Genomic DNA, 25,993 nt, shown 5'->3' with positions numbered 1-25,993 from the left:
CTTGAACGTCAACCGTAGCCAAAGAGCTTGGTGACCGTCTTCACGACCTTCTCCTCGGCCGGATCCGGCGCCTCGTCGCGGAAGCCGAGGACGCTGAGCGCCAGCGTCTCGTCTGACCACCGCAGCCATCGCGTCCGCATGACCACGTTGTTCACGTCGAGGATGTGGATCACGTGAGGCTCGGCGATCGGCAGGAGGTTCCTCACCCGATCACTCACCTCGGACACGACCGAAGCCGCGGCCGCGAGCTCGTTCTGGTACCGAACCTCGCCAGCTGCCGCGATCACGAGACCACGCGTATCCGCGAGCACGACCGCACGTCCACCCGTGTCCTCGCGGAGCAGCGAGCTCATGCCTTCTTCGAGCAGCGTCTCCAGGCGTTTGTCCGTGTTGCGGAAGCTGATCGGAGCGGTGCTGATCGGCGCCTGGCTCGGCGGAGCCTTCTCCATCGAGCGCGCCGCCGTCATGGCGAAGGCCTGCGCCTCGAGGTCGATGATGCGCCGGCGCATGTTCTTCGCCTCGATCGCGATCGCCTCGAGCTCCTCGACACGCCTGCGGAGATCGCTGTTCTCGTTGGCGTAGTAGTCGAGCTCTGCGGCCTTCTGCTCGAGCGTGCGCACGCGGAGCGAGAGCTCGTTGTTCTTCTTGTTGAGCGCTTCGGCTTCCTTGCGCAGCTTGTCGGCCTCGGCCGCGCTCGCGCCGCCGCCGCTCGCCGCCGCGGGCGCGCTGGCAGAGGCCGCCTTGAGCTTCGCCTCGAGGTCCTGCACCTTCGCGCGCGCCGTGCCGAGCTCCATGCCGAGCTTCGCCGCCTCGTTCGCGGCTTGCTGCAACGTGGCGATCTGCGCCTGGAGCTGCTGCACCTTCGTCTTCTCGGCCGCGAGCTCCTGACCGACCTTGCCCGCGTCGCCCGTCGACTTCTGCGCCGCCGCGAGCTTCTGCTCGAGGTCGCGCACCTTGGTCTTCTCGGCCTGGATGTCCTGCGCGAGCTTGCTCGTGCTCTCGGCCGTCTTCTGCAGCGCCGCGACCTGCGTCTGGAGCTGCTGCACCTTGGCCTTCTCGGTCGCGAGCTCCGCCGAGAGCTTGTCCGAGCCGCCCTGGCGCGTCTTGAGCTGCGCGTTCTCCGCCGTGAGCTGCTCGACCCGCTGCGCCGACGCGCGAAGCTGATTCGCTTGCGCCTGCGCCTCGCGGAGCTGCGCCTGCGCGGCCTGCACCTGCGCGTTCGATTCGGCGAGACGGCGCTCGAGATCCTGCCGCGCGCCATCATCGCCGCGACCCGCTTGCGCCTGGGCCATCGCGGCTTGCAGGCGTTGCTCGAGGTCGTGGGCGCGAGTGCGCTCGGCTTGCAAGGCCTGCGCGGCTTGATCGGCCGCGGCCACGCGTTGCCGGAGCTCGGCGTTCTCCTGCCGCAGTTGGGCTTCCGCAGGCGAAGGACCGCTCGCAGCGGCGCGCGCGCGGTTGACCTCGGCCTGAAGCTGGTTCACCTGCTCGCGGAGCTTCTGCGCTTCACCCTGCGCCTTCTGCGCGGCCTCGGAGCGAGCTCTTTCCGCGGCCTCGGAGGCCGAGCGCGAGAGCTCGGCGTTCTGCTGCTGCAGGGTCGCGAGCTGGGTCTCGGCTTGCTGGCGTGCCTCTTTTTCGGCCTGGACGAGGCTCGTATCCGCGGCGGCGCCGTTCTTCGAAGGGAACGCCCTGCTCACGAGCAGGCCGGCCCCGAAAAACAGCCCGGCTCCAGCCGCGGAAGAAAGCCATATCGATTGGATCAGGTCCATTCCTTCCTCAAGTCCTCGGCTACCGCCACTCGATCTCGACGCGCCGGTTTAGGCTCCAGGCCGTGGGGGTGTTCGAGGCATCTGCGGGCTTCATGCCGCCCACGGCCTCGGTCGTGATCCTGGAGTGCGGAATGCCGTTCGCGTGGAAGAAGTTCTCCACCGCCGCGGCGCGCTTGCGGCTGAGCTCCAGGTTGTGCTCGCGCGATCCGAGTTGATCCGAATGCCCCCGGAGATGGATGCGCAGGCTCGGGTTCGCCTTCAGCTGCTTGAGGACCTCGTCGAGCGTGCTCTTGGCCGACAACGTCAAGAGATTCGAATCGATCTCGAAGAGGATGTCGGAGACCGCCGCGGGTTTGTCGCCGGAAGCCACCGCCGGGGGCGTGGGCTTCGTCGGCGGGGGCGTGGGCTCGGGCTCCGCCGTGGGGGCCGGCGGAGTCGCTGTGGCCACCGAGACCACCGGCAGCGCGGAGGTCGTCGCCGTGGGCTCGGGCGCCGTGGTCGGCGGCTCGGGCGTGGGGGTCGGTCGTGGAGGCGGCGCGACGGCGACGCTCGGGCCAGGCGTGGCCGTAGGCCTTTGCGCCGAGGCCTGCGCCGAGGTCGTTCCCCCCGGCCGTGCCCCGGTCACTTGGGCCTGCTTCGCTTGCTCCTCGGCGTATTCGGGCGCGAGCTTGAGGTTAATCAGCCCGAGGTCCGTGAGACCGAGGAGCAGCAGCCCACCAAAGGCCAGCCGAGCGTTTCCAGTCGAGTTAGCCATAACAAATCAGGCCGCCGTCATACGATCTTGGACAGCTCGGTCACGCGCCGGCGAATATCGAGGAACACGAGGCCGAGCTTCGCGTCCGGCGTCGTGAGCACGATGAGCAGCGATTCCGCGCCGACCGCGTTCAGGATGACGTAGCCCTGACGGCCACGCACGTACGTCTGCTCCATGGCGCCACCCATGAGCTCGTGGGCGATACGCTCACCGACACCGAGGAGCGCGGCGGCCATACCGGACACCAACTCTTCGTCGATCTCGTTCGGGAGCAGCGAGGCGATGATGAAGCCGTCGGTGCTCACCATGGCCGACCCGATGATGTCGGGCGATACCGAACGAAGATTGCGAAGAATTTCCTGGATTTTTTCGACTCGACTTCCAGCTGCCACGTCTCCTCCTGTGCGGGCAAGCCGAGCCCGAGTTCGTGCTCGAGCTCATCAATCAACCCGGGCGCCGCGTCCGGGACATGTTCTGCCCTCTCGCACTGCTCTCCGGAATCCCTCGGGCCACCGTCCTACGCCGAGGGCCTATCGGAAAACCGGTGAGTGGGCGAGGCCGCCACCACCACGTGGCGGCGTCGTCTAGCCCAATTCGACCGTCACCTGGCACGTACCTTCGCCGTTGGCGCCGCACTTCGTCTCGTACGCCTTCGGCTTCTTCTTGATCAGGACCTCGGTGATCCCTGCGACGAAGCCGACCTCGAAGTGGCAAATACGCTTCGAGATGCTCGCCATGCCCGCGCACGTGATGCACTCGTCCAGGTCCACCACGAGAAGCTTGTCGTCGAGCTGGCGAGGGATGAGAATGCCAATACGTGAATCGCGCACGAACTGGACGACCTCCTTGAGGTATTCGTCCGTGCTCGGCTTGTACAGCATCTGGCCGGCTTCCTTGCCGAGCTCCCTACCACCGTTCTGGAAAACGACCGCCGCCCCGCGTCCCAGCACCTCCTCCACGTAACCCGCGGAGAAGTGACGGAACACGCGAAAGACCAACAGCGGAATGTCGTTTCCCAGAATCGGCCTGTGGGTCTGAGCGACTTCTTGGATGAGACCCATTAGAGCACCTCATTGTCCTTGGATTGACCTGGACTCACACCAACCTCCCTGTGATGCGGACCCAACCCTGCGCGGCCGGCGCGGGGACACCCGCCACCCACCGTCTGCACACGCCCTCGCACAGGCAGGACAGCGGGCGAACCCACGTGCCAGCTCGGCGGGGTAGAAGCAGAGTGTACCGTCGGTTCGACCATCGCGTGAAAAATCGGCGGGAAATCCAAGCGTTGACGTTGCACCCCGGGGCGTGTGCCTACGAGGTCGCGGAGGCCGGGTGCGGTCCATGGACCCGCCCCGGGTTCCGCAGAATACCTTGAACCAAGGCAGGATAGACTGAAACGGACCCCGATGCTAGCCAAGAAATCCCCGCCAAGGGGCTCCGGGCACCGCGAGGATACGCGGCATCGCACGCGATCACAAGAAAGCATCCAGCTCGCCGATCAGGTCCGACAGACCCGCTCGGAAAACCGGACGAACAGTGGGTCATCTCGCTTCGGATGACTCTTGTGATCTAATTGTGTGAATTGAGATGCTGATTTGGATCGCCGGCACATGCGCATCCATGTGCCGGACTGTGTGAGACTGGGCCTCCGAAGGGCGAGGACCAGGGGGGCGGACGGGAAAAACCGTCAGGCAGCGACCGAAGGTACGGACTGGAACGTGGCAGCAAGGACGTCGGGCGCAGGTAGGGCAACCGACGAAAGTCCACGCCGCGCCGCCGGGAGCCACGAGGACGGATCGCCCACGAGGCCCCGCGCCATCGACTCGAGGAGCCGTCGCCGCAGGAGATCCTTGCGCCGGTAAAAACTCGCCCCGTGCTCAGCGTTCGCATGCGGGACGTAACTCGCAAGCGAGACGTGCGTCTTCTCGTGCAGCATCAGATCCACGAGCGCCCCGAACGCCGCCGGATCGTCCTGCTGCAGCACGGACACGAGCAGCGCACGCACCCGCGCCGACGCGAGGTTGACGCTGATGCCGCTGCCGTCCGTGTGCGCCATCTCGTCCGGGCCGTAGAGATCCTGATGCACCGAGATCGGCGAGGGCGTGAGCTCCGCCGCGATCGAGATCGCCGCGTCGATCCCCTCGAGCACCGTCATCGCCGCCGCGAGCGCATCGACACCCGGCACCGCCTTCGCCGTCGCGAGCAAGGTCTCCCGATCGATGCGCTGCATCGCGAGCGCGCCGATGCGTCGGCCCCGACGGTCCTGCGAGCTCGCCGCCGCCGCCGCCGCGGAGGTCGCGACGAGCCGCCGCCAGAGTGCGTCCGCGAGCGGATCGTCGAGCGAGATGTACGTGCGACCCGGCAGCTGCGGCTCGCCCATAGGCCGGAGCGTGCCCGCACGGTAAGCGCCAAGAAGATGGCGCAAGGTGACGATGCGCGGGTGCTGCTCGTGCTCGTCGTCGATGGTGAGCACGCGGATGGCCGGCGTGTCGAGCAGCGCGTCCGCGAACCGCACGACCTCCTCGGGCGCGGCCACCGTGGGGCGCCGCTGCGGTCGTCGCTCGGACTCCGGCGGCACGGAGCTCGGCGGCGTGATGAGCGGCCAGGGCTTCGACGAGCGGGTCGCCTCCGTGAGCTCCTCGGGTGCGCTCGCCGTCGCAGGCTGCGTGGGCTGGCCCGCGAGCGCAGCACAGAGCAGGCGATCGAGGACCGACGAGAGGCGATGATCCACGGCGCGGAGGAGTTCGCGATCGTAGAGCGCGTCGTGGAGCACGAAGCGCTCGAACGCCGCGATGAGCGCGGACTCGACGGCCGCGGATGCATGCGCGGCCACCGCAGATCGACCCTTGTTGAGCGGCACCTCGGCGGGCAGCTCGACGACGATGCCGAAGCCCGCCGACACGATCGCCCGCGCGAGGTCGCGGTGGAGCGAGAGCTCGGGCGCGGTGAAGAGATCCTGGCGGACCGCGACGAGCAATCCGCGCTGCGTGATCGTGACGTGCGGCAAGGCGCCGTCGCCGCGGCCGACCCAGATCGAGAGCTCGCCAAGTGGGCCGGTGAGCGGGCCCGCGACGTGCGCGCGCGCGACGCGGCGCATGCGCGTGCGGGCGACGTTGATGAGCACACCGTCGACGTAGATCCGAGCGACGGCGGGATCGACGAACGAGGCGGCCGCAGCGACCTCCGAGGCGAGGACCGAGCGGCTGATCGGCTCGTCGAGCAGGAGCCGCACCGACGTGCCCGTCCAGCCCTCGACGTGCGGCAGCGGCCGAAGTGACCAGGCGAAATCGGCGTAGGGCGGGCCCTTGCCGAGTGGCTCGACGCGCAGGAGGTGGCCCTCGGTGCGCGTGCGTGTCTTCACCTCGAGCCGCGGCGCGATCTCGAGCGCGCTGAAGAAGCCGATGCCGTGCTCGCCGATCGCGAGCTCCTCGCCTTCCTTGCCGCTGCGAAACGGGACGAGCAGATCGCCGAGGACCTCGTCGGCCGTCATGCCGCGCCCGCGATCCGTCACGATGATCTCGGTGCCGCCGAGGCCCGACTGCACGTCGATCGCGGAGCCGCGCGGCGAGGCGTCGAGCGCGTTCTGCACGAGCTCACGCAGCGGCGCGATGCGCGAGGCGCTCTGCGCGTAGATCGTGCGAGAGAGGATCCGCTCGGCGAGATCGGGGACCGTCGCCTCTCTGCGGCAAGCCTCCACGATGCCCGGGCGGGCCGCGCGACTCGCCGCGAGGTAGGCCGCGGAGCGACCATGCACGCGTACGAGGAGCAGGTCCGAGAGACGGCCAGCGTAGACTTCGGTCATCGGTTCCCCCCTGATTTCCCCACCGTCCGAGGCGCGCTCGGTTACGCCGCTCCCATGACCCCGATCGGCTCGCTGACGATGAGCTCGCGCTCGAGATCCGGTTCACGCATGCCCGTCGCGCGATCGAACGCGACGCGCAGCGCGTACTGCTCCGCCCAGCCCACGCGCCGCGCGACCGCAGGCGCGTCCTCGCGCACGAGCAGCGCATGACGTGTCCCGAGGCAAGGCAGCGGACCCGGCGCGTTCTTGCGGCCGCGCGCGAGCGCCACGGGGACGGCCTCGGGCCGCTCGGATCGACGCGCGAGCTCCAGGATCCCGGGCAGATCTGGGCGGCGACGCGCGAGGCTCGAGAGGCTCTCGGCGTGATCGATCTCGAGCTCGCGCGCGAGCAGCTCCCGCTCGCCGGGGATGAACCCTTGCCACTCGCGTTCGGCCCAGAAGCTCTCGGGGACGAAGAGCCGGCTCTCCACGTTGCTGCCGAGGAAGCCGATGAGAGGCTCGCGCCGCTCCGGCCCGACGAGGTACCGATCGGGGCCGAGCAAGGCCCGCGCGAGCTCGGGCGCGACCTCGTTCCACGCCGCGGATTGCAGCATCAGCGCGCTGATCTGCGCGGCGACCTCCGCGAGGCGATCGGCTGTCTTGCGGGTCGTCCCCGGGGCGCGGGCGAGGTCCGTGAGCTTGCGGTAGAACGCCGCCGCGGTCGCGCGGAAGTTGCGGCAAGGCTTGAGCGCGTCGCGACCCTCGGTGAGCTCTACCGCGGAGGGAAAGTCGATCAGCGCGAGCTCCGGGATCGCTAGGCAGCCTTCGACCTTCACGCCGGCGTGGTACGTCGCGGCGCAGATCCCCGTCACGAGCGAACGGCCGCCCACGTAGAAGCGCGCGACGCGACTCGGATCCTCGGGCGCGAGCGGGTCGGTGAAGTGCGTGCCTCCCGAGAGGTAACGGCCGTCGTTCAACGGCACGCCGTCGAGGTTCACGATCGCGCGCTCCTTCGGGAAGAAGTGCAGCGCGTCGCGCAGGTACGCGCGGAGCGACTCGGCCTCGATGAGCGACGAGCGCACCTGCACGCGCGTCCCGGCGCGCGGCGTGAGCCTGCGGATCGCGCAGATGAGCGATGAAGGCTCCGGTCCGTCGGCGAGCACCGACAGCGACCAGCCCGACGCACCGTCACCCGTCTCCACCTCGATCGACAGGCTGGCCGGATCGGGCAGCCCCAGGCCGATGACCGAGAAGAAGCCCACGCCGAAGCGCCCGAGGTCCAGGCCTGGCCGCTTGTCGGTGGCGAACGGCACGAGCAGACGTGACAGGATCGTCCGCAGATCCATGCCGATCCCATCGTCGGTCACGGTCACCACGCCCTCGCGCACCCGTACGTCCACGCGTGCGGGGTGCTCGGGTGTCGCGTCGATCGCGTTCAGCACGAGCTCGACGACCGGCCGCAGCGGGTGGCCGAACTGCCGGCCCACCTCCTCATCGAGGATCTTGAGCAGGTAGGCTCGATCCATCGGCGGGCGGGCCGGCGTCCCGGTGCCCGAGACGAGCGCCGAGAGTGCGGGCCGGTAGAGCCCGATGGCGACGAGCTCGTGCAGCGAGCCCAGGAAGCAGAGCTCGCCCTCGCGCACCCCGCCGCGGGCGATTCCGCCGGCGCGGGCTGCGGCGAGGTCGATGTGCGTCCTCGTGAACGGCCCTGCGTGCGCCGATTGCTCGGCCGGAGGCGTCCCGAGGGGCGAGGAATCCGGAGCGCTGCGTGCCGTCGCCATCGAGCAAGCAATGGTGGGCCAAGTTACCTCCCGCGCAAGGGGGGGTTCCGCTGCCGAGCGTTCTCTTTGGCGTGTGTTCTGGGCGTCGCGACGCGATCCGCCCATTTCGTTCACAGCGCGCTCGTCGTGGTCGATTTCGAGGTCTGGCTTCTGATACGCTCGGGTCGTTTTCCTTACGACTGAGGAGGAAACGATGGGGCGCGTTCTGCGGTGGCTCGGCGTGAGCCTGGGGCTTTTCGTTTCGATTGGAATCGGGCTCGGGGGAGGCTGCGCGGCGGGCGGCAACAGTCGGCCTGGCAGCGGGGGAGAAGGCGGCGAGGATGGCTCGGGGGGATCGGGCAATGGTCCTGTCGGGCCTGGAGGCGGCGGCGTTGGTGGATTCGGCGGAGGCGTGGGCGGCGGCGGCCCGGCTTGCGCGAAGTTCACGGCCGAGGCCACGCAGGCGCCCGCGGCCATGCTCACCGTGCTCGACGCGAGCGCCAGCATGAACAAATCGTCCAAGTGGGGGACGGCGCAACTCGCGGTCAAATCGGCCATCGACAAGGACGTCTTCGATACGATGTCCCTCGGCCTCACGGTCTTTCCGTCGAGCTTCGTCAACCCCCCGCCTTGCGTTTGCGCCTATGTGGGGCTCGATCAGGCGACGTGCAATGCCCTCCTCGCCCCGGGTGTCTCATGCGGCGTCTCCGTCCTGCCGCAGGTGCCCGTCGCGCCGGCCGGGAAAGACAAGACGAACGCCCCGACCGGCGTGCGCCGCCAGATGTACGATTGGCTCGTCGCCCATCCGCCGCTCAGCAACGGCGACGACGGATCCCCGATTTACGACGCTCTCCGGGCCGGCTACGAATCGCTGAAATCCGAGAACATCGCCCGGCGCATGCTCGTTTTGATCACGGACGGCGGCTTCTCGTGCACCTCCGTCGCGAGCCCGACCCGGCCCGGGTACGCCGACGATTACAGCTGCCCCGACTGGGAGTACCCGGACAGCGTCAATACGCTGATCGCGGCCGCGCGCACCGACCCGAACAAGCCCATTTTCACGTTCATCGTGGGCGTGCCCGGCTCGAACAGCACGGGCGTCGCCGTCGACGGGTTCGCCACGCCGCCCTACAACATGCTCCTCGCGCTCTCGACCTACGCCGTCAGCGGCTCGCCGGACACCGTGGATCCGGCCTGCTCGAAGGACGCCACCTTCACGCAAGGGGGGGCCGCCCCTGCCAAACCTTGCCATATCGATCTCTCGAACGGCGCGCAGTTCAACGCCGACGCGCTGGCCCAGGCGATCGCCGACGTCCGCGGCAAGGCGCTCGGCTGCATCTACGACCTGCCGCCCCCGCCGCCCGGCGAGCAGATCGACAAGAACCAGGTCAACGTGAACCTCACGCTCGACGGGATGCTACAAAACCTGAAGAAGCGCACGGATCCGCTGGATTTGTGCCCGCAGGACGGCTGCTGGGACTACACCCCGGATGGCAAGGTTGAGCTCCTGGGCAAGGCCTGCGAGGGCCTCGGCGCCGCCACCGATGCGAAGGTCGACATCCAGGTCGGCTGCGAGACGATCCTCAAATAGAAAACGGTTTTTCGAGCCAATCGTTTTTCCTGCGTGTCCTCCCCTCACGTCGCATTCGTGCGCCCCGCCGCGTAGCTCGCCCGGCTCTCGCCTCGCTTGGCGTGCGCCGTGCTACGCCACGGACATGAAGTTCCGATCCCTCCTCTATCCCGATCCGAGCCGCACGGGCTCACTGGGCCTTTTGCTCGTCCGGCTCGCGACGGGCGTGCTCCTCGCCGCGCACGGGCTCTCCAAGCTCACGGCCGGCCCCGCCGGGCTCGCCGGTGGCCTCGCGGCGAAGGGGTTTCCGGCGCCGACGCTGCTCGCCTGGTGTGCGACCCTCGCCGAATTCCTCGGCGGCGTCTGCGTGATGCTCGGCCTGCTCACGCGCCCCGCGGCCGCGGTCGTCGCGTTCAACATGGTCGTCGCCTGGGCCTCGATGCACATGGCGGACGCCGCGCACTTCGGCTCGGCCAAGGGCGGGGCCTTCGAGTATCCGTTCCTGCTCTCGATCCTCGGCCTCGCGCTCGCCCTCACGGGCGGCGGCCGTTACTCGCTCGACGCCGTCCTCTTCGGTCGCAAGACCGACGCCGGCGGCGGAGGCGGCTGAATCGAGCGCGGCCCCTCGGCTTTCGGCGAGAGCCAGCGCTCGGGCGCGTCGTCGTGCGGATCGCGCACGCCTTCGAGCTGCGCATTCACCTCACCGCCGACGAGCAGCGATATCGAGAGGAGCCAGAGCCAGAACAGGAGCACCGCGACGTTCGCGAGCGTGCCGTAGAGCGTCGCGTACCGCGCCAAACTCCGCACGTAGACCGAGAACAACGTCGAGACGATCGCCCAGAGCGACACGGTCACGATCGCGCCCGGCCAGACGCGCCTCCGCACCGTGGGCGGACGCGTGATCGTGAAGCGGAAGAACCCCGCGACCAGCGCGATCAGGATCACCCCAGGCCCGAGCGCGGCCACGAGCGCGTCGCCGAGCGAGCCGGTCACACGCGTGAACACGATGCCCACGAAGGTGGCGATCCCGACCGCCGGGATCGCGCCGAGCACGAGCCCGAGACCCACGAGGCGCCGCTTCCACCAGGGACGGGGCGTGCACACGAACATCGTCTCGAACACGCCGATCGCTGTCGCCGCGCCCGCCGACGAGACCCACAGGAAGGCGAGGAGCCCGAGCGGCGCGAGCACGAGGGCCTTCGCGTCGGAGATGCGGAAGAAGTCCTCACCGAGCGCGGCCGAGACGGACGGCGGGGCCGCGCTGAGCAGCGAGCCGAGCAGCTCCGCCGCGGCGTCGCGCAGCCGATGCAGTGCCCAGCCGGCCACGGCGAGCAGCGGGATGATGCTGAGGAACGCGTCGAACGCCATCGCGCTCGCCGCCCGCGGCGCCTCGTGCAGATCGAGGTAATGGACCAGCCGGCCGAGCGCCCGGAAGGCGGAGCTCGCCAACCCGGAGAGGTGCCGCCGATCCCACATGCCTCCACTGTAGCAAGGCTCCGGCCTCGATGGCGCGCTGCATCGTCGGGTTCGTGCGCCATGGAAAGCAAAAGGCCGACCCCTCACAGGGCCGGCCTTCGCTGTGCTTTCACGATTGCGTCGTGGGTGTCACGACGCCCGTCGGATCAGAAGTCGTGGTTGTGGCCCGCGTGCGCGCCACCTGCCGCCGCCTTCTCCTCCTTCGGACGCTCCGCGATGAGCGCCTCGGTGGTGAGCATGAGGCTCGCCACGCTCGCGGCGTTCTGGAGCGCCGAGCGCACGACCTTCACCGGGTCGATGACGCCCATCGCGAGGAGGTCGCCGTACTCGCCGCTCGCGGCGTTGTAGCCGAACGAGCCCTGACCGTCGCGAACCTTCTGGACCACGATCGAGCCCTCTTCGCCGGCGTTCGCCGAGATCTGGCGGAGCGGCTCCTCGATCGAGCGACGGATGATGTTCACGCCGAACCGCTGCTCGTCGTTCACCTCGAGCGAGCCGAGCGAGGCCTGCGCGCGGATGAGCGCGACGCCGCCGCCGGGGACGATGCCCTCTTCCACGGCCGCGCGGGTCGCGTGGAGCGCGTCCTCGACGCGGGCCTTCTTCTCCTTCATCTCGGTCTCGGTCGCGGCGCCGACCTTGATCACGGCCACGCCGCCGACGAGCTTCGCGAGGCGCTCCTGGAGCTTCTCGCGATCGTAGTCGCTCGTCGTGTGCTCGATCTGGGCGCGGATCTCCTGCTGGCGCGCCTTGATCTTGTCCTTCTTGCCCTGGCCGCCGACGATCGTCGTGTTGTCCTTGTCGATGATCACGGTCTTGGCGCGGCCGAGATCCGAGATCGTGACGTTCTCGAGCTTGAGGCCGAGCTCCTCCGCGATCACCTGGCCGTCGGTCAGGACCGCGATGTCCTTCAGCATCTCCTTGCGGCGATCACCGAAGCCGGGCGCCTTCACGGCCGCGCAGTGCAGCGTGCCGCGGAGCTTGTTCACGACGAGCGTCGCGAGCGCCTCGCCCTCGACGTCCTCGGCGATGATGAGCAGGTTCTTCTGCTGCTTCGCGATCGCCTCGAGGACCGGGAGGAGGTCCTTCATGTTGGAGATCTTCTTCTCCGAGATGAGGATGTAGGCGTCCTCCATGACGCACTTCATCGCCTCGGCGTCCGTCACGAAGTACGGGCTGAGGTAGCCGCGGTCGAACTGCATGCCCTCGACCACGTCGAGCGTCGTGTCGGCGCTCTTCGCCTCCTCGACCGTGATGACGCCTTCCTTGCCGACCTTCTCCATCGCGTCCGCGAGGAGCTTGCCGATCGTCAGGTCGCCGTTCGCGCTGATCGTGCCGACCTGGGCGATCTCCTTCGCGTCCTGCGTGAGCTTCGCCGAGCCCTTGAGGTTCGCGACGATGGCCTCGACCGCCTTGTCGATGCCGCGCTTGATCTCCATCGGGTTGTGGCCCGCCGCGACGAGCTTGGAGCCCTCGCGGTAGATCGCCTGGGCGAGCACCGTCGCCGTCGTGGTGCCGTCGCCGGCGATGTCGCTCGTCTTCGAGGCCACCTCGCGCACCATCTGCGCGCCCATGTTCTCGAAGCGGTTCTCGAGCTCGATCTCCTTCGCGACCGTGACGCCGTCCTTGGTCACGGTGGGCGAGCCGAAGCTCTTCTCGATGACGACGTTGCGACCCTTCGGGCCGAGCGTGACCTTCACGGCGTCGGCGAGGGCGTTGACGCCCGCGAGGATCATGCTGCGGGCCGACTCGTTGTAGATGATCTCTTTGGCAGCCATCTCGATATCTCCAAAATTCAGGGGGCCACGGCCCGCGTCACGACTCGATCACGCCCAGGATGTCGTCCTCGCGCAGGATGAGGTGCTCTTCCCCATCGAGCTTCACCTCGGTCCCCGAGTACTTTCCGAAGAGGACGCGGTCGCCTTCCTTCACGTCGAGCTTGCGCACCGTGCCGTCCTCGAGGACCTTGCCGTTGCCCACGGCGAGGACCGTGCCCTCCACGGGCTTCTCCTTGGCGGAGTCCGGGATGTAGAGCCCGCCCTTGGTCTTCTCTTCTTCCTTGAGTCGCTTGACGATCACGCGGTCCTGCAGCGGCCTGATCTTCGTCGCCATCGTGAAACCCTCCGGGGGTGGCCGAGAGCCACCAGATCCCATTCGCAATGGGCAGGCGCGGGGCGCGCATTCATCTGTGGGCGCCCCCGCCACATGCCCGATGAGCTTGCGGTTTTTCGATTGTTAGCACTCACGGGGGGTGAGTGCTAACGAACGGCGCGGAAGATAGTCATGGTCGTTCGGCTGTCAAGCGGCTGCAAATCACGGCCTTCGCGATCGCTGGCAGCCGCCCCTGGGGGTGGCCACAAATCCTCGGAATCCCACGTAAAACCATCTGCCGTCCGCTGGGCGTCGTGCGCCCGCTGCGGTAGATTCCGTTCATGAGGCCCGCGTCCGGCCCCGAGCCGTCCGCGAAGCCTCTGTCTCCGGTCTTTCGAGGACGAGCTGTTCAACCGGGCGCGTGGCGCCTGCTGGATCCCGGTCCCGAGGCGCCCCGTCCAGGACGAGGTGCCCCGTGAGCCGTACAACCAGCATTGCGATCTCTCCCAGTATCTCTGACTACTTCATGAGCGCCGTTGGCGATGCGCTGCGCTCGCGGAAGATGGAGGCCTCCGCGGCGGCGTCTCATTACCTCGTCGGTGTTCTCTGTGACTATGCCCACCCTAGCGAGGAAAACGAGTCGGCTTTTTCCCGACCCCTCGCCTTCCAGCTCCACGACGCGCTCAAGGCCTCGGGGGCCACGCGTTTCCGGCGCCTGCGCGCGCTCGGCGACGGCGTGCTCTACGGGGTCGGCTTCTTCGGCAGCCATGTCGAGCTGCGCGGCATCGATCGCGGCTACGTGATCCGCGTCGGCGCGACCGCGTACGACAACGCCTCGGCCATGCTGCGCACGCCGGGCCAGCGCGCGACCCACGACGTCCTGTCGGAGCTCGCCGACCGATTCGAGCAATTCGTGGAGGTCCTGAACGAGGTCGCCGACGGCGCCATCGCAAAGGGCGCGCAAGGCCAGCGCGGGCTGCTCAAGCTCTACGAGCGCTGGCTGCGCACGGGATCGTCACGCCTCGCGGAAGAGCTCGGCGCGCGTGGGCTCGTGCCCGTGCGTGGAAAGGAGGGCGTCCACTGATGGCGCCCTCGCTGCCCGCGCGCATTCAGGCAGCGCTCGAAGGCACGTACGGCATCCCGGAGGCGCCCTCGGTGGAGGACTTCATCCGGCCGATCGACGCGTCGGAAGACGAAGGGCGCGAGGTGCTTTTCGTGCGCGAGGACGAGGATGGCGTCTCGCTCTTGCTCCACCTGCCGCGCGCGGCGCTCGAATCGAAGAACCTCCCGTTCGATCTGCTCTGCCAGGTGGTGGAGGGAGTGAGCCATTTCCTCTGCCTGGCCGAGCGTGCGCGACGTGAGCTGCCGGTCACGCAGCTCGAGCTCGAGCTCCAGGCCGAGGTCGACAAGTACGTGCTCTTCGTGCACGGCCCGCTCGCCGCGCGCCGCTTCGATCCGGACCGCGCGGCCCGCATCCGCGCGCGGCTCTTCGAAGCCGTCGAGTATCTCCATCCGCCGGGCACCGAACGCGGCGATCGCTACCGCCTCGCGAACGATCTCGCCGCCCGCTTCGCCGGCAGGCTCGAAGAGACCTTCGCGCGGCGTGGCCACTTCGATCGCATGCGCCGCGCGCTTCGCTCTTTCTACGCGGCCGGACAATCCGACAAGATCACCCTCGCGCGCGCCGCCTAGACCATCCCGTTCGTCCGGAAATACTCGACCGCGCGCTCCACCGAGGTCCGGAGCGGCGTACACGGCATGCCGAGCTCGCGCCGCGCCTTCTCGCCGCTGAAGTACGCGTACTCCTGCATGTAGCGGACGCTCTTGTACGTGGCGATCGGCGGCGCGTGGCTCACGTGATCGGACCAGAATTCGAGGCCTGCGGCCATGGTCCGCGCGAGGCCCGAGGGGATCGGTAGCCGCGGCGGCTTCCTCCCCGAGACCTCGGCCACGAGCTCGAGGAACGCGCGGAACGTGACGTTGTGGTTTCCCAGGATGTACCGCTCGCCGAACCGCCCGCGCGTCTCGGCCGCGACGTGCGCCGTCGCGACGTCGTCCACGTCCACCGCGCAGAACCCGCCTTTCCCCACGCCGGGCATCTTTCCCTGGAGGAACGAGAGGATGATCCCGCCCGTCGGCGTGGGCCCGATGTCGCGCGGGCCGAAGGGGAACGCGGGGTTCACGATCACCACGGGAAAACCCGCCTCGGCGAGGCGCGTGACGACCCGTTCGGCGTGGTACTTCGAGGAGATGTAGTCGTTCGCGATGTTCCAGAGGTTCCACGGCGTCGACTCGTCCGCGGGCGTCCCGTCCTCCTTCAAGCCGACGGCCGCGATCGAGGACGTGTAGATCACGCGGCGCACGCCGACATCGCGGGCCGCGAGGAGCGAGGTCAACGTGCCCTCGATGTTGACGCGGTGGATCGGCGTCGGATCGGGCATCCACACCTTGTAGATCGCCGCGAGGTGGTAAAACGCGCTCGCGCCTTCGAGTGCCTTGCGCATGCCTTTCGCATCGCAGACGTCGACCTCGACCTGCTCGACACGATCCGCGGGCAAACCCGCGAGGTTTTTCGGATTGGCGCCGGGCTCGACGAGCGCGCGTACCTTGCGCCCCGCGTCGAGCAATTTGCGAACGACGGCCGAGCCGATGAATCCCGTGGCGCCGCTCACGGCGGCGAGGTCCTGGGTGGTCATGGTGCGCCTCCATGCTCGCCCGAGTTTGCGTCCGAGGGAACGAGGTACGTCGCGGCGAAGTTCGTCCGGCGCTCCCCGATGCGCGTCCGCGTGTAGGTGCAGGACTCTACGACGGCATCGGGAATGTCCAGGCGTCCTCGTTGCTTCCGGGCCGGGGCGCCTGCGCCGGGGCTCCGAAGCGCTGCGGTGAAAGTGCCCGGCGCATGTAGGCCTTGACCTTCTCCCCTTCGGCGTACTCTCATCCCGAAACGATGTCGTCCGCCAGCACCAGCACGAAGCCTCTCACCGTCGTCGTCGCCGAGGACGAGCCCGCCATGCTGAGCCTGGTGGCGCGGCATTTGAAGACCCTCGGCTTCCAGGTTCACGATGCCGCCGACGGCGAGACCGCCTGGCGCCTGACGCAGCAGCATCACCCGGATCTGGTGATGCTCGACGTGATGATGCCGCAGATGAGCGGCTGGGAAGTCGCGAAGCTCGTCAAGGCACCGGGCGCCGCGGGCGGAACGCTCGCGAACACGCCCGTCCTCATGCTCACGGGGATCGGCGAGAGCATGAACGCGATGACCTCGCCGCTCTTCGCCGACGGGTGGCTCGACAAGCCGTTCGAGTTCGCCAAGCTCGACGAGAAGATCGGCGAGCTGCTCGCGAAGTACGGCAAGGAGATGCCGGCGCGCCGCGCGCTCGACGACGCCGACCTCGACGAGGAGCCGGCCGAGGAAGCCGCGCCCGCGCCCGCGCCGAAGCCCGCGCGCGTCGCGAAGAAGGCCGCGAAGAAGCCGGTGAAGAAGGCCGCCGCGAAGAAGGCCGGAAAGGCCACGGCGAAGGCCGCAAAGACCACGAAGAAGCCGGCCGCGAAGGCCGCGGCGCCGGCGAAGAAGGCAGCCGCGAAGAAGGCCACGAAGAAGGCTTCGGGCGGCAAGGCGGCTGCGACGAAGAAGGCGGCGCCCACGAAGGCGAAGTCGACGGCGGGGCGGAAGTCGACGGCGAAGAAGCCCCGCGCGGCCGCGCGTCGATCGAGCTGACGACACGAGGGCCGGCACGAGGAGGGCGCGGCGGACGGTCTTCGTCCGAAGCGCCCTTCGTCGTTTGTGGCTGCTTGCGAGCTGCGAGGTTCCTGGAGGCGGGTAGGGGGCAGCCCCGAACGTGCTTGCGCCGTGGGGGAATCATCCAGGCACATGGCGCGTAAGATCGCGATGCGCGGCGCGTTCCCAAGGTTAGGAACTTACGAGCGCTCGAAACGTCAACAGCTACAATGACGCCCCTCACCACCCGGCGATCGGTCCTCCCGGGGCGATCGGAGCGACTTCTACCGTGAGCGATCACCGTACCCAAGGGCTCTCTCGCATCCGCCGCGCCGCAGCGATCGTCTCGCTCCGGCTGCGCATCGCGCGGGCCGTACGTTACGTGCCGAACGCGCTCACGCTGGCGTTTGCCGTCGTCGCAGGCACCCTCGCGTGCCGCAAGTTGTTCCCCGACCACCTCTCCGAGCAGCGCGCGCGCCACATCCTGATCGGCGCCGCCGCGGCCGTCGTCGCCGTGGCGCTCGTGGGGCTCCTCCGAAAGCTCCCGCCGCGGGCCGGGACGATCGCGCTCGATCGCCATCACAAACTCCACGACCGGCTCACGAACGCGCTCGCGTTCGACGCGATCAAGACCTCCGAGCGCACGCCGCTGATGGAGGTCGCCATCGATGACGCGGTCGAGAACGCGCGGGATCTGAAGCCTAGCAAGGCCGCGCCGATCCGTTTGCCCTCGGACTATCTCGCGGCGCTTTTCGTGGGCATCGGCGCCGTCGCGCTCGCGCTCTTCGAGATCCGCACGCCGATCAAGGAGGCGCCGCCGCAGCTCCGCACGATCGACGCGGTCGCGCTCTCGGACGACGATCTGGAGCTCTTCCGCGAGGCCGCGAAGGAGCTCGCGAAGAAGGATCAGACGCCCGAGGTGCAGGCCGCGATCGAGAGGTTCAACCAGCTCGTCGAGGACATCGCGAACAAGCGGCTCGATCGCACCGAGGCCTTCCGCAAGATGGAGGCCATCGAGCGTGACCTTCTGAAGGGCGCCGAGGCCGATCGGAAGGCGCTCGAAGAGGCGCTCGAGCAGATGGGCAAGGACCTCGAATCGAGCGAGCTCTCGAAGCCCGTCGGCGAGTCGCTGAAGAAGAAGGACCTCGAGAAGGCGAAGAAGGACCTGAAGGAGCTCGCCGAGCGGCTGCGCGACGGGAAGAAGAAGCCCGACAAGGCCTCGCTCGAGCGGCTCAAGGACGCGCTGAAGAAGGCCTCCGATCGGCAGAAGGAGGCGCTCGCCGCGATCAACGAGAAGCGCGCCGAGGCCCGCGAGGAGCTGCTCAAGAAGAAGCAAAAGAAGAACGAGCAGGACGGCGGCCCGCAGGACGAGCAAGAGGAGCGCCTGCTCAAGAAGAAGGAGCGCGAGCTCGAGCGGCTCGATCGCGAGGCGGAGAAGCAGGAACGCCTCGGGCGGCAGCTCGACAAACTCGATCGCGCGCTCGCGAAGGCGGCCGAGGATCTGATGCGCGAGCTCGGCGCGTCCGCCGAGGATCTCGAACAGGCTGCCGAGGACATCAACCGCATGCAGCAGGAGGAGATGTCCGAGAAGGAGAAGGAAGAGCTAAGGCAGCGGCTCGAAGAGCTGCGCGAGATGCTCCGGCAGCAGGGGCAATCGGGCAAGCAGCGCATGGCCCGCATGCTTCGCTTCGGCAAACGCGCGCGGGGCGGGCAGGGGCAAGGTCAGCCGCAACAAGGCCAGGGTCAGGAAGGCCAAGGCCAAGAGGGTCAGGACGGTCAAGAGGGCCAGGATGGCGAGGGCCAGGATGGTCAGAACGGCCAGAACGGCGGCCAGCAGAGCGGTGGTCAGGGCAAACAGTGGGTGATCGGCCCCGGCGGCAAGAAGATGCTCGTGCTCTCGCAAGGCAGTGGGCAGGGGCAGGGGCAAGGCCAGGGCGAGGGCCAGGGGCAAGGCCAGGGCGAGGGCCAGGGGCAGGGCGGTCAGGGCACGGAGCCGGGCGGTAAGGGCGTCGGCTCGGGGCACGACGGCGACATCGCCGGCAAGCGCACCGATCCCAAGATGGGGACGCAGGACGTGCAGGCCCAGGGGCTCGATTCCGGCGGCGGTCCTTCGAACAGCGAGGTGATCCTCGCGGCGGCCGAGAAGGGCTTCCGGGGCGGCGGCTACAAGAAGGTCTTCACGCAGTACAGGACCGTCGCCGAGGAGCAAATCAACAAAGAAAAGGTGCCCGACGGGTACCGATTCTACGTGCACCGCTATTTCCAGCTCATTCGACCCAGGGAGTGAGCGGCGCGCGCGGGCACGATTGGTTTTTCCAAGTAGAACGATAGGGGAAGAGATGGCCGAGAAAAACAAGGATCTCGCGCGCGCCGAGGTCGCCGATTTTCAGAAGAGCATCGGCGGGCTGCGTGAGGAGGTGGGGAAGGTCATCGTCGGCAACCGCGAGGTCGTCGACGGCGTGCTCACGTGCATGCTGGCCGGTTCCCACGCGCTGCTCGAAGGCGTGCCGGGCCTCGGCAAGACGATGCTCGTCCGGACGATGGCGCAGGCGCTGGAGCTCCAGTTCTCGCGCATCCAGTTCACGCCCGACATGATGCCGGCCGACATCCTCGGCACGACGATGATCGACGAGGGCGCGGGCGGGCAGCGCTCGCTCTCGTTCCGCAAGGGCCCGATCTTCGCGAACATCGTGCTCGCCGACGAGATCAACCGCGCCACGCCGAAGACGCAGAGCGCGTTGCTCGAAGCGATGCAGGAGCATCGCGTCACGGTTTCAAAGACGAGCTACACGCTCGAAGAGCCGTTCTTCGTCCTCGCCACGCAGAACCCGTTGGAGAGCGAGGGCACGTATCCGCTCCCCGAGGCGCAGCTCGATCGCTTCTTCTTCAAGCTCCACGTGCCGTTCCCCGGCCGCGAGGAGCTGCACGCGATCCTCGATCGCACGACGGGCATGGACGCGCCCGAGGCGAAGCCGGTGGTCGACAAGAAGCGGCTGCTCGCGATGCAGAAGCTCGTGCGCGAGGTGCCGGTCGCGCGGCACGTCCAGGACTACGCGGTGCGGCTGCTCCAGTCGACGCATCCGGAGGGCAAGTCGCTCGATCTCGTGAAGCGTTTCGTCAAGTTCGGCTCGTCGCCGCGCGGCGCGCAGGCGCTCCTGCTCGCGGCGAAGATCCGCGCGCTCTTCGAGGGGCGGTTCGCGGCGTCGGTCGATGACGTGAAGGCCGTGTGCTTGCCGGCGCTCCGGCACCGCGTGCTCCTCAACTTCGAGGGCGAGGCCGAGGGCGTGAAGACCGACGACGTCCTCCTCGCGATCATGAAGCAGCTCCCCGATACCGAGTAGGGATCGTCCTCGCCATGGGTGTGCTCGAGTTCCTGGGGCTCCGGCCCGACAAGCCGTCCTTGCGCCGCGGCGGCGCGGCCGGCGAAGACGACCTCTTCGACGACGAGTTCCAGCGCAAGCTCGAGTTCCTCGCGATGGTGAGCCGCCGCGTCTTCTCGGGCGCGATGCGCGCCGAGCGGCGGACGAAGAAGACGGGCTCGGGCATCGAGTTCGCCGATCACCGCGACTACGCGCCCGGCGACGACATCCGCTACCTCGACTGGAACGCCTACCAGAAGTTCGATCGGCTGCTGATCCGGCTCTACGAGGAGGAAGAGGATCTCGCGATCTACTTCATCCTCGATACGTCCTCGTCGATGGGCTTCGGCGAAGGCGAGAAGCTCCGGCAGGCGAAGCGGCTTTGTGCGGCGCTCGCGTACGTCGGCCTCGCGAACCTCGATCGGATCGCGATCGTCGCGGCCACGGACGAGATCAGCGGGCGGATGCCGACGACGCGCGGCAAGGCGCGCATCTTCCGCATCTTCCGCTTCCTCAACGGCGTGAAGGCCGAGGGCCCGACGGACCTCGGCACGGCGATGAAGACGTTCGTCGCGCAGCACAAACGGCGCGGACTCGCCGTGCTGCTCACCGATCTCTACGATCCGGAGGGCTTCGAGCGCGGCATCAACGTGCTGCGTTTCAACCGCTTCGAGCCGTACGTGATCCATCTCGTCGATCCGCACGACGCGCGGCCCGACATCAAGGGCGACGTGCGCGTGTACGACTGCGAGACGGGCACGGAGCGCGAGGTCACGGTCACGGCCAAGGTGCTCGAAAAATACCAGCAGGCGTACGACGGGTACCTGGACGAGGTGCAGCGGTTCTGCACGACGCGCCAGGTGAGTTACTTCCGCGCCGACGTCGACGTGTCCTTCGACGAGCTCATCCTCCGCGTCTTCCGCCGCGGCGGCTTCCTCCGGTAGGCCATGCATTTCGTCGGCGTCCCGCTCGCGACCCTGCTCCAGATCGGCGCCCTCGCCGGCAGCGTGGTCGTCGTCTTCTACATCCTGAAGCTGCGCCGGCGTCCCGTCGCCGTGCCCTTCGAGAAGCTCTGGGAGCGCATCCTGCGCGACAAGGAGGCGACGAGCCTCTTCTCGCAGTTGAAGCGCTTCCTCTCGCTCCTCCTGCAGCTCGCGCTCCTCGCGCTCCTCCTCCTCGCGCTTGGCGATCCGCGCCCTGCGGCGAACATCCTCGAAGGCCGGAATATCATCGTGCTCGTCGACGCGAGCGCGAGCATGAAGGCCACGGACGCCGCACCGTCGCGCATCGATGCCGCGAAGGACGAGGTCAAGCGCATGGTCCGCGGCCTCTCGGGCAGCGATCGCATGCTCATCGCGCAGATGGATGCGGCCGTGACGCCGCTCTCCACGATGACGAGCGAGATCCCCGATCTCGAAGCGGCCGTCGCGTCGATCAAGGCCACGGACGCGAGCGCCGACTTCGCGCGGGCTTTGCGCTTCGGGGCCGACACGCTGCGTGGCCTCTCCTCGCCGGAGATCATCGTCGTGTCCGACGGCGCGCTCGGCCCCGCGGTCGACGGGGCCGGGCCCGTGGAGCTCGGCGACGTGCGGATCTCGTACCTGCCCATCGGATCACGCGCGACGAACGTCGCGATCACGGGCTTCTCGGTGCGGCGTTACCCGCTCGACAAGAGCCGCTACGAGGTGATGCTCGAGGTCACGAACACGAACGAAGAGCCGGTCGACGTCGAGCTCTCGCTCTTCGGCGACGGGCAGCTCACGGACCTCTCGCAGATCCGGCTCGGGCCGAAGGAGCGGCTGCCACGCTTCTATCCGAATCTCTCGGGCGCATCGAAGACGCTCGAAGCGAAGATCGCCTACGCGAACGGCAGCCGCGACGATCTGCCCGCCGACGATCACGCCTTCGCGCTCTTGCCCGAGCGCAGGCGGGCCCGCGTGCAGGTCGTCACGACGGGCAACATGTTCCTCGAAGCCGCGCTCCTGCTCGACGAGTATCTCGAGGTCACGTCGATCGATCCGTCGCGTTACCCGGCCAAGGGCAACTTCGACGTGACCATCTTCGACGGCGTGACGCCGAACGTCGCGCCGGGTAGCGGCAGCCTGCTCTACCTGAACCCCTCGGGCGAGAACGTGCCGTTCGAGGTGGGCAAGCCCGTCGAAGATACGGATCCGAACTATCGGCTCGGCTTCGACGAGCTCGACGAGAAGCACCCGATCCTCCGCTACACGGTCCTCTCGGACGTCAACATTGGGCGCGCGCGTCCGCTGAAGGGCGAGAAGGAGGACAAGGTGATCGGCAAGAGCTACAAGGGGCCGATCCTCATCGCCGGCAGCCGCGCGGGGGTGAAGTTCGTCGCGCTCGGCTTCGACGTCCGCGAGAGCGATTTCCCGCTCCGGATCTCCTGGCCGCTCTTTTTGCTCAACACGATCAACGAGTTCGTCGAGGAGGACGTGCAGTACATCTCCTCGTTCCGCACGGGCACGGTCTGGCAGATCCCGGCCTCGTCCGCGGCGGCGACAGCGACGCTCGAATTGCCCGATGGAACGAAGCGCGAGGTGCCCGTGAAGGACGGCCGCGCGGTCTTCCTCGGCCAGCAAGCGGGTTTCTACAAGCTGTCCACGGGCCCGGACGAGACCACGACCTTCGCGGCAAACCTCGTCGATCCGGCCGAGAGCGTGATCAAACCGGCAACTGAGCTCGTCGTCGGCGGGCGCGCCGCGGGCCCCGTTGGGGAGTTCAAGGTCGGCGTGCGGCGCGAGATCTGGATCTACTTGCTCGCCGCGGTGCTCCTCGTCACCGCGATCGAGTGGCTCACGTACCATCGGAGGGTGACGGTGTGAACAAGCGCCTCCGGGTCATCGCTTGGGTCTCGACCTGCGTCGCGCTCGCAGGGCTCCTCTTCTGGGCCTATCGGCGCTTCGTCCTCCTGCACCCCGATCCCACGCTGACGTGGGTTCGCGGCGGGATCACCTACGAGCTGCTCAACCCGAAGATGCTCGGGGCGATCCTGCTCGCGCCGTGGTTCGTCGGCGTCCTCTCGCAGTCGCTCGCCGATCTGCCGTGGCCGCAGCGCGTGCTCTCGGTGCTGCTCCGCATCTCGTTCGTCGCGCTCCTCGCGCTCGGCCTCTCGCGCCTCGCGCGCACGGCCACGACCGAGAAGGTGTGCACGGTCTACCTCGTCGACGTCTCGGACTCCGTCACGGACGAGGCGCTCGACGACGCGCGCGCGGCCGTGCAACGGGCCTGGGCCGAGAAGCCGAAGGACGCGGTCGTCAAGCTCGTCACGTTCGCGAAGCGGCCACGCGTCGTGGAGGTGCCCGAGGTCGAGGGCGAGGAAAACGCAAAACCACCGCCGATCACGCGGCACGAGAGCGCCGACAAGGCGCAGTCGGAGTCGCTCGGCGCGGGCTCGAACCTGCAGGCGGCGCTCCAGCTCGCGTACGGCCTCTATCCGCAGGGCTACCTCAAGCGCGCCGTGCTCCTCACGGACGGCGTGCAGACCGAAGGCGACATCCTCGCCGAGTCGAACCGCGCCAAGGAGCTCGGGATCAAGCTCTTCACGATCCCGTATCGCAGGCCCGCGCCGCCCGAGGTCGCCGTGCGCGAGCTCAAGATGCCGGAGCGCGTGAAGGTCGGCGAGACGTTTGCGATCCACGCCGACATCTACGCGACGCGGGCGACGAAGGCGCGCGCGCGGCTCTACCAGGGCGAGGCGCTGAACGGGCTCGAAGGCATCAAGGAGCTCGATCTCAAGGCCGGCCCGAACGACGTCATCTTCAAGAGCGTCGTGCGCTTGCCGGGCCAGGTGACGTACGCGTTCGAGGTCGACGAGATCCCGGCCGACAAGTTCAAGGAGAACAACAAGTACGCGACGACGATCGACGTCCCCGGACGTCCTGCAGTGCTCTACATCGAGGGCACGCCGCAGCACGCGGGGCCGCTTTCGAGCGCGCTCACGGCACAGCAGCTCGACGTCGACGTGCGTCCGCCCGCGGGCTTTCCGGCCTCGGTCAAGGAGATCGAGCGCTTCGACTTCGTGATCCTGAGCGACACGCCGAAGGACGCCGTGTCGCTGCAGGCGCAGGAGCTCATCGAGACGTACGTCCGTGATCTCGGCGGCGGCTTCCTCTTCGCAGGCGGCGAGGCGGGCTATGGGCTCGGCGGCTGGTATCACTCGACGATCGAGCGGATCTTGCCGGTCCGCATGGACAACGAGCGCAAGAAGGAGATGCCGAGCGTCGCGCTGGCGCTCGTCATCGATCGCTCGGGCTCGATGACCGGCCTGCCGCTGGAGATGGCGAAGGCCGCGGCGAAGGCGACGGCCGGCGTGCTCTCGTCGGATGATCTGATCGAGGTGATCGCCTTCGACTCGGCGCCGACGCGTTACGTGAAGTTCCAGCCGGCGCGAAACCGCTCGCGCATCACGGGCGACATCGCGCGCATCCAGCCGGGCGGCGGCACCGAGATCTTCCCGGCGCTCGACGCGGCCTACCAGGACCTCACGGTCACGCAGGCTCGCAAGAAGCACGTCGTGCTGCTGACGGACGGCAAGGCGTCGAGCTCGGGCATTCGTGATCTCGTCTCGGCCATGATCGCCGAGTCGATCACGGTGACGACCGTCGGCCTCGGCGGCGACGTGGACGAGCAGCTCCTCAAGATGATCGCGGACGTCGGCGGCGGCCGTTATCACGCCGTCGCGGACGCGAACAACCTGCCGCGCATCTTCACGAAAGAGACGGAGATGATCGCGCGCGCGGCCGCGGTCGAGGAGTGGTTCCCCGTCACGCAGGTCGGCGACGCGGCCTTCCTGCGCGGCGTCGACGTGCGCACCGCGCCGAACCTGCACGGCTACGTCTCGACGAAGATGAAGCCGCCGCCTGCGGTGGAGCTGCTCCAGAGCGACACGCAGGAGCCCATCCTCGCGCGCTGGCGCGTGGGCCTTGGCTGGACACTCGCGTGGACGAGCGACGTGAAGTCGCGCTGGGCCGTCGAGTGGCTCCGGTGGCCGGGCTTCGAGCGCTTCTGGGGCCAGCTCGTGCACGAGCACATGCGGCAGAAGCACCGGCGCGAGCTCGACATGAAGGCCGACGTCGTGGGCGGGCGGTTGCGCGCGTCGGTCGATGCCTTCGGGGCCGACGAGCGCTTCGAGAACAACCTGACCTCGAAGCTCTCGATCATCGTGCCGGGCGGCGAGACGAAGGTCGTCGACTTCCGGCAGACGGCGCCCGGTCGTTACGAGGTCGACGAGCCGCTCGACAAGTACGGCTCGTTCCTGCTCAGGGCCGAGCACATGCGCGAGGCCGAGGGCGGCGCGATGAAGCAGGTCGCCGTGAGCTTCGGCCACGTGTCGAACCCGTATCCGAAGGAGTACGCAAGCTTCGAAGCCGATCTCCCGACGCTCGAGAAGGCGGCCCTCGCCACGGGTGCGGCCGTCGATCCCGCGTCCGTGCAGGCGATCTTCGACCCCGGCGGGGAGAAGGTGACGTACCACGAGGAGCTTTGGACGCGCTTCGTGTATGCGGCCATCGTGGTCTTCCTCCTCGACCTCTTCGTCCGTCGCGTCCGCTTGTTCGATCGGAAGTTCCTCCCGAAGCGTGGGGCGCGCCCGTCCGGGCAAGCGGCCTCTGCGCGAGGGGCTTGATGCGTGGAGCGAAGCGTTGTGACGAGCACGTGAAGGCTTGCTCGCCGACCCGGACGGGAAATGCACGTGGCAGCCGC

At 68.3% G+C, this 25,993-nt stretch carries 20 protein-coding genes; 10 read left to right on the top strand and 10 right to left on the bottom strand.

Going from position 1 to position 25,993, the window contains the following annotated elements; genetic code table 11:
- Positions 1-8: 8 nt before the first annotated feature.
- The 6 genes from KEG57_RS27550 to KEG57_RS27525 form a co-directional block, all read right to left on the bottom strand.
- Positions 9-1,766: a coiled-coil domain-containing protein gene (locus tag KEG57_RS27550; RefSeq protein WP_272419086.1), complete on the bottom strand. Its 1,758-nt coding sequence runs from the start codon at positions 1,764-1,766 to the stop codon at positions 9-11.
- Between the two features lie 19 nt (positions 1,767-1,785).
- Positions 1,786-2,520 (bottom strand): OmpA family protein, encoded by a 735-nt coding sequence (locus tag KEG57_RS27545; RefSeq protein ID WP_272419088.1) that lies wholly within the window; start codon positions 2,518-2,520, stop codon positions 1,786-1,788.
- Positions 2,521-2,537: 17 nt separating this feature from the next.
- Positions 2,538-2,912: a roadblock/LC7 domain-containing protein gene (locus KEG57_RS27540; protein WP_272419090.1), complete on the bottom strand. Its 375-nt coding sequence runs from the start codon at positions 2,910-2,912 to the stop codon at positions 2,538-2,540.
- Positions 2,913-3,104: 192 nt separating this feature from the next.
- Positions 3,105-3,518 (bottom strand): V4R domain-containing protein, encoded by a 414-nt coding sequence (locus tag KEG57_RS27535; protein WP_272419092.1) that lies wholly within the window; start codon positions 3,516-3,518, stop codon positions 3,105-3,107.
- Between the two features lie 689 nt (positions 3,519-4,207).
- Positions 4,208-6,322: an ATP-binding protein gene (locus KEG57_RS27530; RefSeq protein ID WP_272419094.1), complete on the bottom strand. Its 2,115-nt coding sequence runs from the start codon at positions 6,320-6,322 to the stop codon at positions 4,208-4,210.
- Positions 6,323-6,363: 41 nt separating this feature from the next.
- Positions 6,364-8,082 carry an ATP-binding protein gene (locus KEG57_RS27525; RefSeq protein WP_272419095.1) on the bottom strand — a complete coding sequence of 573 codons (1,719 nt, stop codon included), beginning with the start codon at positions 8,080-8,082 and terminating at the stop codon, positions 6,364-6,366.
- A 193-nt stretch (positions 8,083-8,275) separates the two neighbouring features.
- Here KEG57_RS27525 and KEG57_RS27520 point away from each other — a divergent pair, with 193 nt between their 5' ends.
- Positions 8,276-9,652, top strand: a complete 1,377-nt coding sequence (locus KEG57_RS27520; RefSeq protein WP_272419097.1) for a vWA domain-containing protein — start codon at positions 8,276-8,278, stop codon at positions 9,650-9,652.
- A 124-nt stretch (positions 9,653-9,776) separates the two neighbouring features.
- Positions 9,777-10,241: a DoxX family protein gene (locus KEG57_RS27515; protein WP_272419098.1), complete on the top strand. Its 465-nt coding sequence runs from the start codon at positions 9,777-9,779 to the stop codon at positions 10,239-10,241.
- Here KEG57_RS27515 and KEG57_RS27510 read toward each other — a convergent pair.
- The 3 genes from KEG57_RS27510 to groES all read right to left on the bottom strand — a co-directional run bounded on the left by KEG57_RS27510 (position 10,181) and on the right by groES (position 13,216).
- Complete coding sequence (locus tag KEG57_RS27510; protein ID WP_272419100.1) at positions 10,181-11,107, bottom strand: YihY/virulence factor BrkB family protein; 927 nt, start codon at positions 11,105-11,107, stop codon at positions 10,181-10,183. The genes KEG57_RS27515 and KEG57_RS27510 overlap by 61 nt on opposite strands.
- 146 nt (positions 11,108-11,253) lie before the next feature.
- Positions 11,254-12,882, bottom strand: coding sequence for a chaperonin GroEL (groL, locus tag KEG57_RS27505; protein ID WP_272419102.1), 1,629 nt, complete (start codon positions 12,880-12,882; stop codon positions 11,254-11,256).
- Positions 12,883-12,919: 37 nt separating this feature from the next.
- A complete protein-coding gene (gene groES, locus KEG57_RS27500) occupies positions 12,920-13,216 on the bottom strand; it encodes a co-chaperone GroES (RefSeq protein ID WP_272419104.1) in 297 nt (98 codons plus the stop codon).
- Between the two features lie 505 nt (positions 13,217-13,721).
- Here groES and KEG57_RS27495 point away from each other — a divergent pair.
- Both KEG57_RS27495 and KEG57_RS27490 read left to right on the top strand, forming a co-directional pair.
- Positions 13,722-14,279 carry a hypothetical protein gene (locus KEG57_RS27495; protein ID WP_272419106.1) on the top strand — a complete coding sequence of 186 codons (558 nt, stop codon included), beginning with the start codon at positions 13,722-13,724 and terminating at the stop codon, positions 14,277-14,279.
- Positions 14,279-14,887, top strand: a complete 609-nt coding sequence (locus KEG57_RS27490; RefSeq protein ID WP_272419108.1) for a hypothetical protein — start codon at positions 14,279-14,281, stop codon at positions 14,885-14,887. The genes KEG57_RS27495 and KEG57_RS27490 overlap by 1 nt, the downstream gene beginning before the upstream one ends.
- Here KEG57_RS27490 and KEG57_RS27485 read toward each other — a convergent pair.
- Positions 14,884-15,891, bottom strand: coding sequence for an NAD-dependent epimerase/dehydratase family protein (locus KEG57_RS27485; RefSeq protein ID WP_272419111.1), 1,008 nt, complete (start codon positions 15,889-15,891; stop codon positions 14,884-14,886). The genes KEG57_RS27490 and KEG57_RS27485 overlap by 4 nt on opposite strands.
- 251 nt (positions 15,892-16,142) lie before the next feature.
- Between KEG57_RS27485 and KEG57_RS27480 the strand changes: the two genes are divergently transcribed.
- The 6 genes from KEG57_RS27480 (at position 16,143) to KEG57_RS27455 (ending at position 25,916) form a co-directional block, all read left to right on the top strand.
- Entirely contained in the window at positions 16,143-16,913 is a 771-nt protein-coding gene (locus KEG57_RS27480; RefSeq protein WP_272419112.1) for a response regulator transcription factor, read from the top strand.
- Between the two features lie 289 nt (positions 16,914-17,202).
- On the top strand, positions 17,203-19,200 hold the full coding sequence (locus tag KEG57_RS27475; protein WP_272419113.1) for a DUF8809 domain-containing protein: 1,998 nt from the start codon (positions 17,203-17,205) through the stop codon (positions 19,198-19,200).
- A gap of 52 nt (positions 19,201-19,252) precedes the next feature.
- Positions 19,253-20,254: an AAA family ATPase gene (locus KEG57_RS27470; protein ID WP_272419115.1), complete on the top strand. Its 1,002-nt coding sequence runs from the start codon at positions 19,253-19,255 to the stop codon at positions 20,252-20,254.
- 14 nt (positions 20,255-20,268) lie between these two features.
- Positions 20,269-21,216 (top strand): DUF58 domain-containing protein, encoded by a 948-nt coding sequence (locus KEG57_RS27465; RefSeq protein ID WP_272458904.1) that lies wholly within the window; start codon positions 20,269-20,271, stop codon positions 21,214-21,216.
- A 3-nt stretch (positions 21,217-21,219) separates the two neighbouring features.
- Positions 21,220-23,115, top strand: coding sequence for a vWA domain-containing protein (locus KEG57_RS27460; protein ID WP_272419117.1), 1,896 nt, complete (start codon positions 21,220-21,222; stop codon positions 23,113-23,115).
- A complete protein-coding gene (locus KEG57_RS27455; RefSeq protein ID WP_272419118.1) occupies positions 23,112-25,916 on the top strand; it encodes a VWA domain-containing protein in 2,805 nt (934 codons plus the stop codon). The genes KEG57_RS27460 and KEG57_RS27455 overlap by 4 nt, the downstream gene beginning before the upstream one ends.
- The last annotated feature ends 77 nt before the right edge of the window (positions 25,917-25,993 follow it).

This window comes from Polyangium jinanense, assembly GCF_028435365.1.
The sequence above is the reverse complement of the archived record's forward strand: the minus strand, read 5'-3'. Positions and strand labels throughout refer to the sequence as shown.